Origin of the sequence: Streptomyces sp. NPDC006309, assembly GCF_040613095.1 — a bacterium.
GTDB lineage: Bacteria > Actinomycetota > Actinomycetes > Streptomycetales > Streptomycetaceae > Streptomyces.
In genome coordinates, this window is record NZ_JBEXRO010000026.1 from 104,460 (window position 1) to 121,668 (window position 17,209).

Sequence of the window (17,209 nt, forward strand, 5' to 3'; positions counted from 1 at the left end):
CGGGACGGGGGGCTCCGCCTGCCCGGGACGGGGGGCTCCGCCTGCCCGGGACGGGGGGCTCCGCCTGCCCGGGACGGGGGGCTCCGCCTGCCCGGGACGGGGGGCTCCGCCTGCCCGGGCGGATTCCCCGAGCCCGGGACCGACTCCGCCTGCCAGGACGGGGTGCCGCGTGCCCGGGACAGGGCTCCACGTGCCCGGGACGGGGGGTGCGCGGCCCGGGACGGGACTCCGCGTGCCCAGGCGGATTCCCCGTGCCCGGGACGGGACTCCGCGTGCCGCGTGCCCGGGACAGGGCTCCGCCTGCCGGGACGGGCCTCCGCCTGCCCGAGGCGGGACACCGGGAATCCCGGGAGCCGGTAGTGCAGGGCCCCTGGAGCGCAGCTCCGCGGGCCTCGGGGCCGCTCCGCCACGCCCCACAGCGCACCTCAGTCACGCGTCGGACACAGCTCAGTAGGCCCGAAACCGGCTCCGCCGCGCCCCACAGCGCACCTCAGTCACGCATCGGACACAGTTCAGTGGGCCCGGAACCGGCTCCGCCGCGCCCCGCAGCGCAGCTCAGTTGAGTGTCGGGCACGGGCTCAGTGGCCCGGAGCTTCGTGAGGCACCTCGCAGCGCCAGTCGGAGGAGGCACGGCACGCGTGTCTGGGAGCGCTGGGGCCCCCGGCGAACCGGGACCCGGTTCGCCGGCGGCGCGCCCGTGCGGCGCCGTGCCGGGTGGCCGGCGTCGTTTCGCGTGGCCCCGGAGGGAGCCGCCGCTCCCCCGGTCACCAGCTCGGCGGGCTCGCTATGGCTCTCGCCAGGACCTCGTCCAGGACGCGGGCCGTCGCGGGGACGTCCAGCTGGGAGTTGTCGATGATCGGCAGGCCCGAGCCGTACCAGCCGGCCATGCGGCCGTGGATGCGGGCCACCTCCTCGTCGGTGAGGCGGCGGTTCCCGCTGCGTTCGGCGTTGCGCTCCAGGACGATGTCCAGGCCCGGGAGGAGGACGACCGGGAGCAGACCAGGACCCACGTGCCGCTTCCAGCCGCCGAGGCCCACGACCGGGCGGTCCGGGAAGACGGCGTCGTCCAGGATGCAGGAGATGCCGTTGGCGAGGAAGTTGCGGGCGGCGAAGCCGCAGGTGCGGCGGGCCAGGCGGTACTGCGCCTCGGAGTTGTCGTTCCAGCCGGACTGGGGGTCGGCGAAGCCGGAACGGACCCATTCGCGGACGTCGTCCAGGCTGATGTGGGCCGTGGGGACGCGGCGGTGGTCCGCCCAGTACTTGGCGACGCTGGTCTTGCCCGCGCCCGCCGGACCGATGAGGAGGACGGCGAGGGTGGTGGCCGCCGGATCCGGGACCGTGACCATGGCGGGCGGCGCCGACGGCACGCCGGCCGGGCCGCCGGGTGGCAGCGGCACGTGCCCGGTGGTATCAGGGGCCGGCGGCGGGCCCGGGGTGGGCTGAGGAGGCGCGTGCCGCGGGGGCGCCGGCGGCACCGGGGCGGAGCCGGCGGGGGGCTGACGCGGCGGGCCGGGCGGGACGGGGAAGCCCGGCGGGGGGACGGGGGCGGGCCCCGGGGAGGCGCCCGGGGGCGGCCCCGGGTGGTGTGCGGCCGGCGCCCAGCCGGCATGCGGTCCCTGCCCCGGCCGGTGGGGCGGCGGCAGCGGAGACCCGACTGCGTGCTGCATCCGTTGCCACTCCGTCTCGTCGTCTTGGCTCGTCGGCCGCCGAGGCGTCCGAGTCGGTGTCGACACGCCCCTCCAGCTCACCCGCTCCAGGCAATTGGCGCCGGCGGCGAGGGTGCGCCCCCCGCTCGCCACCGAACGGTACCGTCCCCGGCCGTCGTTCGGTGAAACGACCGGGGGCGGCCCGAAGTGCCCGTTCCGGCGGGGAAGAAGCACGGACCGTCGGAGAACACCACCGGAGACGCACCCGCCTGACGCAGGAACCGGAACGCGGTACGCCGGGAGTGGTGTGGGACCTATTGGCCGACCTCGCCGTAGGCGGCGAGGAGTACGGCCGGGTCCGGGCCCTCCAGCAGGGTCGGCCGGGCCAGACCGTCCAGCACGACGAAGCGCAGCAGGTCGCCGCGGGACTTCTTGTCCACCTTCATCGTCTCCAGCAGCTTGGGCCACTGGTCGTAGCGGTAGTGCAGCGGCAGGCCGACGGATTCCAGGATGGCGCGGTGCCGGTCGGCCGTCGCGTCGTCCAGGCGGCCCGCCAGGCGGCCGAGTTCGGCGGCGAAGTGCATGCCGACGGCGACCGCGGCCCCGTGCCGCCACTTGTAGCGCTCGTTCTTCTCGATGGCGTGGCCGAGCGTGTGACCGTAGTTGAGGATCTCGCGCGGACCGGACTCCTTGAGGTCCGCGGAGACGACCTCGGCCTTGACCCGGATCGACCGCTCGATCAGCTCGGCCGTGTGCGGGCCCGCCGGGGTCCGGGCGGCCTCGGGGTCGGCCTCGATCAGGTCCAGGATCACCGGGTCGGCGATGAAACCGGCCTTGATGACCTCGGCGAGGCCGGAGACGTAGTCGTGGACCGGGAGGGAGTCCAGCGCGGCCAGGTCGCACAGCACGCCGGCCGGCGGGTGGAAGGCGCCGACCAGGTTCTTGCCCTCGGCCGTGTTGATACCGGTCTTGCCGCCGACCGCCGCGTCCACCATGGCCAGCACGGTGGTCGGGACGGCGATCCAGCGCACCCCGCGCAGCCAGGTCGCGGCGACGAAGCCGGCCAGGTCCGTGGTGGAGCCGCCGCCGACGCCGACGACGGCGTCGGTGCGGGTGAAGCCGGACTGGCCGAGCGCCTTCCAGCAGTAGGCGGCGACCTCGGCGGTCTTGGCCTCCTCCGCGTTGGGCACCTGGATGGCGACGGTCTCGTACCCCTGACCGGCCAGGTCGGCGCGGAGCGCGTCGCCGGTCTCGGCCAGCGACTCCGGGTGGATCACCGCGACCCGCTTGGCCTGCTCCCCGATCAACCCGGGCAGCTCGCCCAGCAGTTGCCGGCCGACGAGCACCTCGTACGGGTCGGTGCCCGCGGTGCCCGCGACCTGGATCCGGGTGACTGCCTCGCTCATGCTTGTTTCAACTCCAGTGCGTCCAGCGCTGCTTGCGTGACCTCTTCGGGGGTGCGGCCGTCCGTCGGCACCACGGCGGTGGCGACCTCCTCGTACAGGTGCCGCCGCGCCTCCATCAGCTCGCGCCACTGCTTGCGCGGGTTGACCGCGAGCAGCGGGCGGGCCACGTTGAGCCCGGTGCGCCTGACGGCCTCCTCGACCTCCATCGAGAGGTAGATCACCCGGTGCCCGGCGAGCGCGGCGCGGGTGTCCGGGTCGAGGACGGCACCGCCGCCGAGCGCGACGACGCCCTCGTGCTCGGCGAGCGCGGTCCGCACCGCCCGCTTCTCGATCGCACGGAAGGCGTCCTCGCCCTCGTCCACGAAGATCTCGGCGATGGCGCGGCCCTCGGCGGCGACGATGTCCTCGTCGGTGTCCCGGTAGCCGGCGCCGAGGCGCTCGGCGAGGAGCCGGCCGACGGTGGACTTGCCGACGCCCATCGGTCCGATCAGGACGACCGCTGGCACGGCACTCACCGGAACGCGAGGTTGTCGAGGTAGGACTGCACGTTGCGGCGCGTCTCGGGGACGGAGTCGCCGCCGAACTTCTCGGCGACCGCGTCGGCGAGGACGAGCGCGACCATGGCCTCGGCGACGATGCCGGCGGCCGGGACCGCGCAGACGTCGGACCGCTGGTGGTGGGCCTGGGTGGCCTCGCCGGTGACGACGTCCACCGTCCGCAGGGCCCGGGGCACGGTCGCGATCGGCTTCATGGCCGCGCGGACGCGCAGCAGCTCACCGGTGGTGAGACCGCCCTCGGTGCCGCCGGAACGGCCGGTGGAGCGGCGGATGCCCTCGGGGGTGGTGACGATCTCGTCGTGCGCCTGCGAGCCGGGCACCCGGGCGAGGCCGAAGCCGTCGCCGACCTCGACGCCCTTGATCGCCTGGATGCCCATGAGGGCGGCGGCCAGGCGGGCGTCCAGGCGCCGGTCCCAGTGCACGTGCGAGCCGAGACCGACCGGTACGCCGTAGGCCAGCACCTCGACCACGCCGCCGAGCGTGTCGCCGTCCTTGTGGGCCTGGTCGATCTCCGCGACCATCGCCTTCGAGGCGTCGGCGTCCAGGCAGCGCACCGGGTCGGCGTCGAGCTTCTCGACGTCGGCCGGGGTGGGATGGACGCCGTACGGGGCCTTGGCGGCGGCCAGCTCCACGACGTGGGAGACGATCTCGATGCCGGCCGTCTCCTTCAGGTACGACCGGGCGACCGCGCCGAGCGCCACCCGCGCGGCGGTCTCGCGGGCGGAGGCGCGCTCCAGGATCGGACGGGCCTCGTCGAAGCCGTACTTCTGCATGCCGGCGAGGTCGGCGTGGCCGGGGCGCGGGCGGGTCAGCGGGGCGTTGCGGGCCAGGCCCGCGAGGATCTCGGGGTCGACCGGGTCGGCCGCCATGACCTGCTCCCACTTCGGCCACTCGGTGTTGCCCACCATGACCGCGACCGGAGAGCCGAGGGTCAGGCCGTGCCGGACCCCGCCCAGGAAGGTGACCTCGTCCCGCTCGAACTTCATGCGCGCACCGCGGCCGTAGCCGAGCCGCCGCCGCGCAAGGTGGTCCGCCACCATCTCCGTGGTGATCGGCACGCCGGCGGGAAGGCCCTCCAGCGTCGCGACAAGTGCGGGACCGTGCGACTCGCCCGCGGTCAGCCAACGCAGCCTGCTCAACGATGCTCCTCAGTGTTCGCGCCCGGTACTGCCCGGCGTACGCGGGTGTGTGCGTACGGCGACGGTGCGACCGGGTGCGCGATCCCGGTACGCCACCCCCGATCCTCCCACGTCCGGGGGGCGCGGCGGCCTCCGGTCCACAGGACGGACGCCTCGCGGCGGTGTCAGCGGGCGGCTAGCGCGTGCTCGCCGGCGCGGCGCATGGCCTCCACCGGGGCCGGCGCCCGCCCGGTCATCCGCTCGACCTGGAGGACGGCCTGGTGCACCAGCAGGTCCAGGCCGCTGACCACGGCGCCGCCGACCATGGACCAGCGGGCCGCCAGCTCGGTGGGCCAGGGCTCGTAGAGCACGTCGAAGAGGGTGGCGGGGCGTTCGGGTACGGCGGCGGCGAGGGCGTCGGTCGTGCCGGCGGGCGTGGTGGCGATCACCAGCGGGGCACGCAGCGCCTCGGCGGCGTCGGCCCAGTCGGCCGTACGGACCTCCACGTCGAGCCGCTCGCCCCACTGCCGCATCTCGGCGGCGCGGGCCGCGCTGCGGACGTAGGCGACGACCTCGCCGGTGCAGACGCGGGCCAGCGCGGCGAGCGCGGAGGAGGCGGTGGCGCCGGCGCCGAGGATCGCGGCGGAGTCGACCTGCTCGATGCCGTGCTCGCGCAGGGCGGCCACCATGCCCGGGATATCGGTGTTGTCGCCGATCCGGCGGCCGTCCTCGGCAAAGACGACCGTGTTGACCGCGTCGACGGAGGCCGCCGTCTGGCTGACCTCGTCCAGCAGTGGCATGACCGCCCGTTTCAGCGGCATGGTCAGCGACAGCCCCGCCCACTCCGGTCCGAGCCGGTCCAGGAAGCCGGGCAGGGCGGCCTCGTCGACCTCGAAGCTGTCGTAGGACCAGCCGGTGAGCCCGAGCGCGTCGTAGGCGGCGCGGTGCAGCACCGGGGAGAGGGAGTGGGCGATGGGTGAACCGAGCACGGCGGCCCGGCGGCCGTCGGCTGCCCTTGCTGTCATGGAAACCTGTCCTTGGAGCCTCACGGGTGCGGGCGTGTCCACGCGTCCGGGCCGCGTTCTTCCTCGCGTACGCCCGGAGATCCGTCCCGCCGTCAGTTCTTCTTTCTCGACGCGTTCCACTCGTTGACGAGCTTCTCGTGGTCCTGGAGCGTCTTGGTGAACTTGCTGGTCTTGCCGTCCATGGAGATGAAGTAGTACCAGCCGTCGTGCGTCGGATCGAGCGCTCCCCTGAGAGCTTCCTCGCCGGGGTTGTCGATGGGGCCCGGCGGCAGGCCCTTGGAGAAGTACGTGTTGTAGGGGTTGTCGTACTTGCGCAGCTCGGCGATGCTGAGGTCGATCTTCGACTGGTTCTTCACATAGTTGTAGGTGGAGTCGAACTCCAGCCGGCCGTACGTCTGCGGGTTGTCGGGCTCGAGGCGGTTGTAGACGACCTCGGCCATCTTGCGGAAGTCGTCGTGGCTGGTGCCCTCGGCCTGCGCCAGGCTCGCCACGGTCAGCAGCTGCCACGGGCTGTCCAGGCCGAGCGACCTGGCCCGGCTCTCCACGCCCAGCTCCTGGAACTTGGCGGTGGCCTGGGACACCATCTTCTTCAGGACGGCCTCGGGTTTCTGGCCCTTGACGACGGCGTAGCTGGAGGGGTAGAGGAAGCCTTCCAGCGGATCCTTCAGATAAGGGTGGTTCAGCGCCCAGCCGGGCAGCCCGAGGTGCCTGTAGTCCTTCTTCGCGACCCGTGCCGTGGTGCCGGCCGCCACCTGAAGGCGCTTGTCGATCAGTGCGTAGACGGCCGTGTTGCGCAGGCCCTCGGCGATGATCAGATTGCTGCGGCTCTTCGGGCTGAGCATCAGTTGCACCGCGCTCGCGGCGGACATCTGCTTCTCCAGGGTGTAGACACCGTCCTGGATCGACTTGCCCTGGGGGTTGGCCTGGAGCGCGGAGACGAACGCGGCGGCGCTCTCCACGATGTCCGCCTCGTGCAGCTTCTGGCCGATCTCCCAGCCGCCCGCGTTCTTGGGGATCTCCACCGTGACCTGCTGGCCGTTTCCGCTGCCCGCGTAGTCGGGGGCCGCGCCGAAACGGTTCTGGTAGAACTTCCAGCCGAAGTAGCCGACCCCGCCGAGGCCGCCGCCGAAGACCAGGACGACCACCATGCAGGCGCAGCCGGTGCGGCCCTTCTTGCTCTTGACGGGTTTCTTGCCGCGCCGCTCGCGCCGGGTCCGCAGCTCGTGTTCCTCGTCGTCGTCCGCGTCGACGCCACCGCCCGCGAGGACGGCGTGCTCCTCCTCGGCCGGCGCCTCCGGCTCCGGGTCGGGGCGTCTGCGGCTGGGCGGCACCGGCGGCGGATATGCCTCGTCCGTGCCGTACAGGTCGGGCTGCTCCCCGCCGTACGCCACGGGCTGCTGCCCGTAGGGGTCACCCGGGTCGGCTGCGTACGGCACCTGGCCGTGGGTGCCGGTGGCGTCCCAGCCGCCCTGCTGGAACTGGTGCGGGGCGTGCCCGGCGAACTCCTCGTCGTAGCGGGGCTCGCCGTGTCCCTGGTCGTACGGGTGCTGCTGTGCGCCGTGGCCGGGCTGCTGGCTCCAGTCGCCGTACTGCGGCTCCTGCGGATGGTGCTGCGACCGGTCGCCGTAGGGGGACTGCTGACCCTGCTGGGCCTGCTGTCCTTCCCATCCGCCGTCCCCGTACGACGGGTCCTGCGGATGCCACGGTTCGGAGCCCGGGCCCCGGCCATACTCAGTCATCGATCCCCTAGAGCCGCGAGGCCGGCGGTCACTCGGCCGGTGGGCCGGTGTCCGCTCCGCCTCTTGCTGTGCGCCGGCTGTTCGAACACCGGCGCATCGCGCGGAACGTTACCGTATCGCGATCAGATGACCACTTCGACGCCTTCGCCGGGTGCGCTGCCTGACACCCGTTCGGATTCCAGGGCCTGCTGCAAAATGATGACCGCGGCCGCCTGGTCGATGACCGCGCGGCCCTTCTTCGACCTCACGCCCGAGGCGCGCAGCCCCTGACTGGCCGTCACGGTCGTCATCCGCTCGTCCAGCAGGCGCACCGGCACCGGCCTGATACCGCCGGCCAGTTCCTGGGCGAAGGCGCGCACCTTGACCGCGGCCGGTCCCTCGCCCCCCTTGAGGGAGCGGGGGAGACCGACGACGACCTCGATCGGTTCGTACTCCTCGACCAGTTGCCGCAACCGGCGGTGGGCGGCGGGGACGTCCCGGCCGGGGACGGTCTCCACCGGGGTGGCGAGGATCCCGTCGGGGTCGCACGAGGCGACCCCGATCCGGGCGTCCCCGACGTCGATCGCGAGCCGGCGTCCTCTGCGCATCGTGATGGCCGTCCCCTACTTGGCGGTCTCGGCGACGAGCCGCTCGACGGCTTCGACGGCCTCGCCGACGGCGGCCGGGTTCTGGCCGCCGCCCTGGGCGACGTCCGGCTTGCCGCCACCGCCGCCGCCGAGGGTCTTGGCGGCGGTCCGGACCAGGTCACCGGCCTTCAGCCCGCGCTCGCGGGCGGCCTCGTTGGTGGCGATGACCGTCAGCGGCTTGCCGTTGCTGACGGTGAACAGGGCGACCACGGCCGCCCGACCGCCCTGGATCCGGCCGCGCACGTCCAGGACCAGCCTGCGCAGGTCGTCCGGGGTGGTGCCGTCCGGGACCCGGCCGGTGACGACGGCCACGCCGCGCACGTCCGTGGCGGACTCGGCGAGACCGGCGGCGGCCTGGAGCACCTTCTCGGCGCGGAACCGCTCGATCTCCTTCTCGGCGTCCTTGAGCTTGCCGAGCATGGCGGAGACCTTCTCCGGCAGCTCCTCCGGGCGGCCCTTGACCAGCTCCTGGAGCTGGGCGACGACCGTGTGCTCGCGGGCGAGGAAGTGGTAGGCGTCCACACCGACGAGGGCCTCGATACGGCGCACTCCCGAGCCGATGGAGGACTCGCCGAGCAGCTTCACCAGGCCCAGCTGGGCGGTGTTGTGCACGTGCGTGCCGCCGCACAGCTCCTTGGAGAAGTCGCCGATGGTCACCACGCGGACCCGCTCGCCGTACTTCTCGCCGAACTCGGCGATGGCGCCCTGCTTCTTGGCCTCGTCGATGCCCATGACCTCGGCGTGCACGTCGAGGTCGCGGGCGAGGACCTCGTTGATCTTCTGCTCGACGTCGGTCATCACGGCCGTCGGGACGGCGGACGGGGAGCCGAAGTCGAAGCGGAAGCGGCCGGGCTGGTTCTCGGAACCGGCCTGGGCGGCCGTCGGGCCGAGGGCGTCCCGCAGGGCCTGGTGGGTCAGATGGGTGGCCGAGTGGGCGCGGGCGATGGCCTTGCGGCGGCGCGAGTCGATCGAGGCGTGGGCCCTGGCGCCGACGGTGACCTCACCGACCTGGACGACGCCCTTGTGGACGTACACGCCCGGGACCGGCTTCTGGCAGTCGCGGACCTCGATCACGGCACCGGACTCGACCCTGATGCGGCCGGTGTCACCGATCTGGCCGCCGCCCTCGGCGTAGAAGGGCGTGCGGTCCAGGACGACCTCGACCTCGTCGCCCTCGCTGGCGGCCGGCGAGGAGACGCCGTCGACGAGGAGGCCCACGATCGTGGTCTCGCTCTCGGTGTCGGTGTAGCCGGTGAAGTCGGTGGCACCGGCGGAGTCGGCGATCTCGCGGTAGGCACCCATGTCGGCGTGGCCGGTCTTCTTGGCCTGGGCGTCGGCCTTGGCGCGCTCCCGCTGCTCCTTCATCAGGCGGCGGAAGCCGTCCTCGTCCACGGAGAGGCCCTGCTCGGCGGCCATCTCCAGGGTGAGGTCGATGGGGAAGCCCCAGGTGTCGTGGAGCAGGAAGGCCTTGTCGCCGGAGAGGACCGTGCCGCCGGACTGCCGGGTCTCGGTGACGGCGGTGTCGAGGATGTTGGTGCCGGCCTTCAGCGTCTTGAGGAAGGCGTTCTCCTCGGCGACGGCGACCTTCTCGATGCGCTCGCGGTCGGTGACCAGTTCGGGGTACTGCCGGCCCATCATGGCGATCACGACGTCGATCAGGTCGTGGACGACCGGGCCGGTGGCGCCGAGCAGCCGCATGTTGCGGATGGCGCGGCGCATGATGCGGCGCAGTACGTAGCCGCGGCCCTCGTTGCCGGGCGTGACGCCGTCGCCGATGAGCATGGTGGCGGTGCGCATGTGGTCGGTGACGACACGGAGGGAGACGTCCGAGGCCTGGGCGTCGCCGTAGCGGACACCGGTCAGCTCGGTGGCCTTCTCGATGACGGCCATCGACGTGTCGATCTCGTACATGTTCCGCACGCCCTGGAGGATCATGGCGAGCCGCTCCAGGCCGAGGCCCGTGTCGATGTTCTTGCTCGGCAGGTCCCCGAGGATCTCGAAGTTGTCCTTGCCGATGCCCTCACCCCGCTCGTACTGCATGAAGACGAGGTTCCAGATCTCCACGTACCGCTCGTCGTTGACGGCGGGGCCGCCCTCGGCGCCGAACTCGGGGCCGCGGTCGTAGTTGATCTCGGAGCAGGGGCCGCAGGGGCCGGGGACGCCCATGGACCAGTAGTTGTCCTTCATGCCCAGGCGCTGGATGCGCTCCTTGGGCACGCCGACGACCTCGTGCCAGATCCGCTCGGCCTCGTCGTCCTCCTGGTAGACGGTGATCCACAGGCGCTCGGGGTCGAGGCCGTAACCGCCCTTGTCCTGGGGGCTGGTGAGCAGCTCCCAGGCGAGTTCGATGGCGCCTTCCTTGAAGTAGTCGCCGAAGGAGAAGTTGCCGCACATCTGGAAGAAGGTGCCGTGGCGCGTGGTCTTGCCGACCTCTTCGATGTCCGGCGTGCGCACGCATTTCTGCACGCTGGTGGCGCGGCTGAACGGAGGCTTGACCTCACCCAGGAAGTAGGGCTTGAAGGGGACCATGCCGGCGGGGACGAGGAGCAGAGTCGGGTCGTCCGCGATGAGCGACGCCGAAGGGACGACGGTGTGCCCGCGCTCCTCGAAGAAGCTCAGCCAGCGGCGGCGAATCTCGGCCGACTCCATCAGTAGTCCTCATTCCGGTTGTGCGTGTACGTCGGGTTCTCGATGTACTTCGGGTTGCTGCGGTCGTTGTCGATGGCGGCGTACCGCCGGGGGGCGGCCGGTCCGGGGGGCGCGTCGATACCCAGCGCCTCCCCCAGCTCGGCCTCGCGCCGCGCCATGTTGTCGCGCACGTCGAGCGCGAAACCGACCGCGCGGTCCTTCATCCGCTGACCGGTCTCCAGCGCCTTGTTCGCCGCGGTGACGGCCAGGCTCTCCGGGGTCAGCTGCCTGAGCTTGCGGTTGACCTTGGTGGTGGCCCACACACCGGCGGCGGCACCCGTGGTGAACCAGAACGTACGGCGGAACATATGACCGGCTCTCCTACGTTTCGGTGTTTCCGCGGTTCCGCCTGCTGCGCCGTGCGGCCGGCACCGTCCGGCCCACGATGACGGTACGCCGGGACGGCGCGGCGGGCGCGTCCTCCTTGCGGCCGCCCAGCGCCCGGCGGACGCCGTAGCCGAAGGCCGCGACCTTGACCAGCGGGCCGCCGAAGGTCGAGGCGACTGTGGTGGACAGCGCGGAGGCGTTGGACGTGACTTCCTGGACGTCCGAGGCGATCGCGTCGACCCGGTCGATCTGCGTCTGCGCGGAGCGCACCGCCCGGGAGGCGTCGGCCAGCAGCGGGACCGCCTGGTCGGTCACGTCCGCCACGAGCTCGGTGGTCGCCTTGAGCGTCTGGGCCAGCCTCGCCAGTGCCACGGCGAGGAAGGAGACCAGGATCGCCCAGAAGACGGCCACCAGAATCCCGGCCACCTCTCCACCGGACACTGTGCGCACCCGCTCCCTGAAACGTGCTCTGAACATCGGAACCATGAAAAAAGCAGTGCCCCGAGCCTATCGCGCCGGGGCCGGGGCTCCGCACCGGATCAGGCGGGCGCACCGGCGGAGTCGCGGGAAGCGATTGTACGGATTGAACACACTTCAGTACTCTCCGTGTCCCATGCGAGGTCCTCAGGTCCCCGGCCCATGGGCGGACGCCGATCCGCCCCTCGAACTCACCGCCTTCGTCGGGCGGTCGGCCGAACTGGCCGCGCTCACTGCGGCACTCGGCCGGGCGCGGCTGGTGACCGTGACCGGCACGGGCGGGGTCGGCAAGTCCCGGCTCGCCGTGCGCGTGGCGGCGCGCTGGGCGGCCGGTGCGCCGGGGGCCGCGGGCTGGGGGCGGGTGGACCTGGCGGCCGTGCGCGATCCGCAGTTCGTGGAGTACGCGGTCATGGAGGCGCTGGGCCTGACCGGCCGGACCAGCCGCCTGCCCCGCGAGACGCTGCTGGAGCACCTGGCCGGCCGGCGGATGCTCCTGGTGCTGGACGGGTACGAGCATCTGGCGCCGGCCTGTGCCGAGCTGGTGGCGGAGCTGCTGCGGAAGCTGCCGCGGCTGGGGGTGCTGGCCGTGGGCCGGCGCCCGCTGGGTCTGGCGGGCGAGCGGCTGTTCCCGCTGGCCCCGCTCGGCGAGGACGAGGCGGTGGAGCTGTTCACGGACCGGGCGCGCGAGCAGGGCGTCACGGTGGCCGACGGCGCGGAGGTACGGGAGCTGTGCCGCCGGCTGGACGGGATCCCGCTGGCGCTGGAGCTGGCGGCGGGGCGGCTGCGGGCGCTGTCCCCCGCGCAGCTGCTCCAGCGACTGGACGACCGGTTCCGGCTGCTGACCGGCGGCGGCCGGGACGCGCTCCCCCGGCACCAGACGCTGCGTACGGCGATCGGCTGGAGTCACGAGCTGTGCACGCCCGCCGAGCGGCTGCTGTGGGCGCGGCTGTCGGTGTTCGCCGGGACCTTCGACCTGGACGCGGCCGAGTACGTGTGCAGCGGGGACGGGCTGGCCGCGGAGGACGTCCTGGACGTGCTGTCGGAGCTGCTCGCCCAGTCGGTCGTCTCCCGCGAGGAGACCCCGGCGGGCCCCCGCTACGGGATGCTGGACACCGTCCGGGCCTACGGCGCCGACTGGCTGGAGGCGACCGGGGACGCGGAACGGCTGCGGCGGCGGCACCGCGACTGGTACCTCGGTCTCGCCACCATGTGCGAGCTGGACTGGTTCTCGCCCCGGCAGCGGGAGGTGGCCGCGCGGGTGGACGCCGAGCTGCCCAATCTGCGGGCCGCGCTGGACGTGTCCCTGACCGACCCGGAGGGCGCGCACCTCGGCCAGTACCTGGCGGGCTCGCTGTGGTTCTGCTGGGTGGGCTGCGGGCGGCTCGCGGAGGGGCGGCGCTGGCTGGAGCGCAGCGTGGAACTGGAGTCGGGGTACGAGCGGTCCCGGCTGAAGGCGCTGTGGGTGCTCGGCTACGTTGCGGTGCTCCAGGGCGACGCCGTGCCCGCGCTGAAGGCCCTCCGGGCCTGCCGCGAACAGGCGGAACGGGAGGCCGACCCGACGGCACTGGCGTACGCGGAGCACCGCACCGGCTGTCTGGCCCTGGTCACGGACGACATGGCCCGCGCGGAGACCCTGCTGCGGTCGGCGCTGGCCCGCTACCAGGAGATCGGCGAGCTGAACAGCAATGTGCTGATGGGCCAGGTGGAGCTGGCGATGACCCGCGTGTTCCAGGGGGACCTGCCGGACGCGGTGCGCCTGTGCGAGGACGTGCGCCGGGTGTGCGACGACCACGGGGAGCGGTGGGCCCGGTCGTACGCCCTGTACGTGCTGGCGTACGCGGCCTGGCTGGACGGGGACAGCCGCGGTGCGCGGGAGCTGCTGGCGGACTGTCTGGGCCACGCGCACGCCTTCCACGACCTGCTGGCCTGTGTCCTGGTGATCGAGCTGCTGGCGCTGGTGACGGTGACCGACGGCGACGCGGCGGAGGCGGCCGTGCTCCAGGGCGCGGCGGGCCGGCTGTGGCCGTCGGTGGGACTGCCGCTGTTCGGCTCGGTGCACTACAACGCCCCGCACGAGAGGTGCGAGGCGTCCGCACGGCAGGCGCTCGGCGACGCGCGGTACGAGGCGTACGTACGGGAGGGGGCCGGGCTGGGCCGGGAGGCGGCGGTGGCACGGGCGCTGGGACACGGCGGGCCCCGGCCGCCGGCCGGGCTGCCGGGGCCGCGCGGGCCGGTGCCCGGGGACGGCGGCACGGACGGCGGTACGGGCGGGAGGCGCGAGGAGGCCGGGAAACACGAACCCGCCGCCTCGCCCACCCGGAAGGGCGGGGAGACGGCGGGCTGAGGACTTACGCCGTGACCGGGATCAGCGGGCGTAGTACTCGACGACGAGCTGCTCGTCGCAGATCACCGGGATCTCCTTGCGGTTCGGCTCGCGGTCCAGGCGGAAGGCCAGGGCGCGGAGGTTCACCTGGAGGTAGCGCGGGATCTCGCCGTCGGGGGCGAAGCCACCCTCACGGGCGACCTGGAACAGCGTCTTGTCCTTGGAGCGGTCGCGGACCTGCACGACGTCGTCCGGGCGGACACGGAAGGACGGCTTGTCGACCTTCTGACCGTTGACCTGGATGTGGCCGTGGACGACCATCTGGCGGGCCTGGTAGATCGTGCGGGCGATGCCCGAACGCAGGACCAGCGCGTCGAGACGGCGCTCGAGCTCGATGATCAGGGCCTCACCGGTCTTGCCCTGCACCTTGGAGGCACGCTCGTAGGCGCGGACGAGCTGGCGCTCGGACACGTCGTACTGCGCGCGCAGACGCTGCTTCTCCAGCAGACGGACCTTGTAGTCCGAGTTCTGCTTGCGGCCGCGGCCGTGCTCACCCGGCGGGTAGGGGCGGGCCTCGAAGTACTTGACGGCCTTCGGGGTCAGCGCGATGCCGAGGGCACGCGACTTCTTGACCTTGGGGCGGGACTGGTTCGCCACTGTCTGTGTCTCTTTTCGTGAAATTCCGGCTTGTCAGCGTTTAGGGAGGTCGCATCCGCAGCCGGGAGAACCCGCCGGGTCCGCAGGGGACCTGCCGGGCAGCCGCTTCCCTGGTCTGGGCACATACGTGCAGCACGCGAGTGGCCCACCGACCGTCCCGTAACCGCGGGTGGTGGTGGGCTGCCCGCGACACCGTTCGACGGTGCGCGACGCTCCTGGAGCCGGTCCGCGAGGGACCGGAGCTCCGGCTGGCTCTCCCGCTCTGACGGCACGGGAGTCAGCACTTCGGAGCAGTCTACAGGGTGGTCAGGACCGCTTGCGACCGAGGTGTTCGCGGGTCCACTCGACCGCGTCCGCGTACCGGGCCTCGGCGCCGTGCCGGGTCGGCGTGTAGTACGCGCGGTCCCGGAGGGCGTCCGGGGCGTACTGCTGCCGGGCGATGCCCTCGGGCAGGTCGTGCGGGTACACATAGCCCTGCGCGTGACCGAGGTCGGCGGCGCCCTTGTAGTGCCCGTCGCGCAGGTGCGGCGGGACGGGCCCGGCCAGACCCTTGCGTACGTCCTCCCGCGCGGCGCCGATCGCGGTGGTCGCGCTGTTGGACTTGGGCGCGAGGGCCAGGGCGATCGTGGCGTGGCTGAGGGTGAGCGCGGCCTCGGGGAAGCCGATCATGGCGACGGCCTGGGCGGCGGCGACGGCGATGGGCAGCGCGTTCGGGTCGGCCAGGCCGATGTCCTCGCTGGCGGAGATCATCAGCCGGCGGGCGATGAAGCGGGGGTCCTCGCCCGCCTCGATCATGCGGGCCAGGTAGTGCAGGGCCGCGTCGACGTCGGAGCCGCGGATGGACTTGATGAGGGCGCTGGCGACGTCGTAGTGCTGGTCCCCGTCGCGGTCGTACTTCACCGCGGCCCGGTCGACGGTCTGCTCCAGCGTCCGCAGGCTGATCTCGCTCTCGCCCTGGGCCAGGGCGGCCCCGGCCGCGGCCTCCAGGGCCGTCAGGGCGCGGCGGGCGTCACCGCCGGCGATCCGCAGCAGGTGCTCCTCGGTGTCCGCGGGCAGGGCGACGGCGTCCTTCAGACCGCGCTCGGCGGCGAGGGCCCGGCGGAGCAGGCCGCGGACGTCGTCGTCGGTGAGCGGCTCCAGGGTCAGGAGCAGGGAGCGGGAGAGCAGCGGGGAGATCACCGAGAAGTACGGGTTCTCCGTCGTGGCCGCGATCAGGGTCACCCAGCGGTTCTCGACGGCCGGCAGGAGGGAGTCCTGCTGGGCCTTGCTGAAGCGGTGGATCTCGTCGAGGAAGAGGACGGTCTCCTTGCCGAAGCCGCCGACGGCGCGGCGGGCGCCGTCGATGACCGCGCGGACCTCCTTGACGCCCGCGGTGATCGCGGACAGCTCCACGAACCGCTTGTCGGTCGCCTTCGACACGACGTAGGCCAGGGTCGTCTTGCCGGTGCCGGGCGGGCCCCACAGGACCACCGAGGAGGGCCCGGCGGGGCCGCCGGAGCCCTCGCCCACCAGCCGGCGCAGTGGCGAGCCGGGTTTCAGCAGATGCTGCTGGCCCACGACCTCGTCCAGCGTGCGCGGGCGCATGCGCACGGCCAGGGGGCTGCCTGCCGGGTCCTTCTCCTGGCGTTCTTCCGCCGCGGCGGTGAATAGGTCGGGTTCCACGTCAAAACCCTAGAACACGGCACTGACAACGCGGGAACCGCCGTCAGCTGGTCCAGAAGTCCCACCAGCGGGTCAGCACGAGCATGCCGATGATGCCGACGTGCAGGACCGGCAGCACCCAGGTGAACTCGCCGAAGAAGGACCTCAGCGGGCGGGGGGCCGGCAGGAAGCCGTTGCGGACGTTGAACGAGGTGACGTACCAGAACATGACGATCGTGGCGACCCAGGCCAGCGAGCACCACAGGCACAGGGCGTTGATCCGGTACAGGGACTGGAACTGGAGCCAGGTGCAGAAGGCGACGCCGAAGAGGGTGCCGGCGTTGAAGGTCAGCCAGTACCAGCGCGGGAAGCGGGCGCGGGCCAGCAGGGACATGCCGACGCAGACGACGATGCCGTAGCAGACCAGGCCGAGCATCGGGTTGGGGAAGCCGAACGCGGCGGCCTGCTTGCTCTCCATCACGCTGCCGCAGGAGACGACCGGGTTCAGGCTGCATCCGGGGGTGAAGGTCTTCCCCGCGACCTTGGCTTCCAGGAGCTTGAACTTGTCGATCGTGATGACCCAGGCGGCCAGCAGTCCGGCCGCGCCGGTGATCACCAGCAGCAGGGCGAGGGCGCGGCCGGCGCCTTCGGTGCGCGGGGCGTCGGCGGCGCGCCCGGGACCGGGAGCCGTGGAGACGTCGTTGACTGTCGTCTTGCTCATCACGCCGATTCCGTCACTTGAGAGTCGGGACCTGCTTCGGGCAGGGGCCATTGTGCCGCACGCGCACGGGTGCGCACCGTTCGCTCCGGATAAGGATGTTGGTACGACAAAGGCGCCGGACGCCCCAGCGGGAAGCGTCCGGCGCCCACGCGCGCGGGTGCGGCTAGGTTCTGTCCGGCGGATCATGTGACTGTCGGATCCTTTGCTCGTTGTGCCCTGCATGGGGCGGGGTGATCTGACCAATGCCGAATGGGTTCG

The 17,209-nt window shown here is 72.6% G+C and carries 14 protein-coding genes; 1 reads left to right on the plus strand and 13 read right to left on the minus strand.

Going from position 1 to position 17,209, the window contains the following annotated elements:
• Positions 1 to 764: 764 nt before the first annotated feature.
• From ABZ117_RS28100 to ABZ117_RS28145, 10 genes are all read right to left on the minus strand, one after another.
• Positions 765 to 1,667 (minus strand): Pro-rich N-terminal domain-containing protein, encoded by a 903-nt coding sequence (locus ABZ117_RS28100; RefSeq protein WP_356824595.1) that lies wholly within the window; start codon positions 1,665 to 1,667, stop codon positions 765 to 767.
• Positions 1,668 to 1,960: 293 nt separating this feature from the next.
• Entirely contained in the window at positions 1,961 to 3,052 is a 1,092-nt protein-coding gene (gene aroB, locus ABZ117_RS28105) for a 3-dehydroquinate synthase (RefSeq protein WP_356824596.1), read from the minus strand.
• Positions 3,049 to 3,531, minus strand: a complete 483-nt coding sequence (locus tag ABZ117_RS28110; protein WP_356824609.1) for a shikimate kinase — start codon at positions 3,529 to 3,531, stop codon at positions 3,049 to 3,051. Before ABZ117_RS28110 ends, aroB begins: the two co-directional genes overlap by 4 nt.
• Before the next feature lie 32 nt (positions 3,532 to 3,563).
• Positions 3,564 to 4,748, minus strand: coding sequence for a chorismate synthase (gene aroC / locus ABZ117_RS28115; protein WP_356824597.1), 1,185 nt, complete (start codon positions 4,746 to 4,748; stop codon positions 3,564 to 3,566).
• A 164-nt stretch (positions 4,749 to 4,912) separates the two neighbouring features.
• Positions 4,913 to 5,752 (minus strand): shikimate dehydrogenase, encoded by an 840-nt coding sequence (locus ABZ117_RS28120; RefSeq protein WP_356824598.1) that lies wholly within the window; start codon positions 5,750 to 5,752, stop codon positions 4,913 to 4,915.
• A gap of 92 nt (positions 5,753 to 5,844) precedes the next feature.
• Complete coding sequence (mltG, locus tag ABZ117_RS28125) at positions 5,845 to 7,491, minus strand: endolytic transglycosylase MltG (protein WP_356824599.1); 1,647 nt, start codon at positions 7,489 to 7,491, stop codon at positions 5,845 to 5,847.
• 122 nt (positions 7,492 to 7,613) lie between these two features.
• Positions 7,614 to 8,078: a Holliday junction resolvase RuvX gene (gene ruvX, locus ABZ117_RS28130; RefSeq protein WP_356824600.1), complete on the minus strand. Its 465-nt coding sequence runs from the start codon at positions 8,076 to 8,078 to the stop codon at positions 7,614 to 7,616.
• Positions 8,079 to 8,093: 15 nt separating this feature from the next.
• Entirely contained in the window at positions 8,094 to 10,766 is a 2,673-nt protein-coding gene (alaS, locus tag ABZ117_RS28135) for an alanine--tRNA ligase (protein WP_356824601.1), read from the minus strand.
• Positions 10,766 to 11,113 carry a hypothetical protein gene (locus ABZ117_RS28140; RefSeq protein ID WP_356824602.1) on the minus strand — a complete coding sequence of 116 codons (348 nt, stop codon included), beginning with the start codon at positions 11,111 to 11,113 and terminating at the stop codon, positions 10,766 to 10,768. The genes alaS and ABZ117_RS28140 overlap by 1 nt, the downstream gene beginning before the upstream one ends.
• 13 nt (positions 11,114 to 11,126) lie before the next feature.
• Positions 11,127 to 11,582: a DUF948 domain-containing protein gene (locus tag ABZ117_RS28145; RefSeq protein ID WP_356824610.1), complete on the minus strand. Its 456-nt coding sequence runs from the start codon at positions 11,580 to 11,582 to the stop codon at positions 11,127 to 11,129.
• 163 nt (positions 11,583 to 11,745) lie between these two features.
• Here ABZ117_RS28145 and ABZ117_RS28150 point away from each other — a divergent pair, with 163 nt between their 5' ends.
• Positions 11,746 to 13,953 (plus strand): regulator, encoded by a 2,208-nt coding sequence (locus ABZ117_RS28150; protein ID WP_356824603.1) that lies wholly within the window; start codon positions 11,746 to 11,748, stop codon positions 13,951 to 13,953.
• A gap of 21 nt (positions 13,954 to 13,974) precedes the next feature.
• Here ABZ117_RS28150 and rpsD read toward each other — a convergent pair whose 3' ends face one another.
• The 3 genes from rpsD to ABZ117_RS28165 all read right to left on the minus strand — a co-directional run bounded on the left by rpsD (position 13,975) and on the right by ABZ117_RS28165 (position 16,951).
• On the minus strand, positions 13,975 to 14,589 hold the full coding sequence (gene rpsD, locus ABZ117_RS28155) for a 30S ribosomal protein S4 (protein WP_356824604.1): 615 nt from the start codon (positions 14,587 to 14,589) through the stop codon (positions 13,975 to 13,977).
• A gap of 306 nt (positions 14,590 to 14,895) precedes the next feature.
• Positions 14,896 to 16,251: a replication-associated recombination protein A gene (locus tag ABZ117_RS28160; RefSeq protein ID WP_356824605.1), complete on the minus strand. Its 1,356-nt coding sequence runs from the start codon at positions 16,249 to 16,251 to the stop codon at positions 14,896 to 14,898.
• 43 nt (positions 16,252 to 16,294) lie between these two features.
• Complete coding sequence (locus ABZ117_RS28165) at positions 16,295 to 16,951, minus strand: vitamin K epoxide reductase family protein (RefSeq protein WP_356824606.1); 657 nt, start codon at positions 16,949 to 16,951, stop codon at positions 16,295 to 16,297.
• Positions 16,952 to 17,209: the final 258 nt, after the last annotated feature.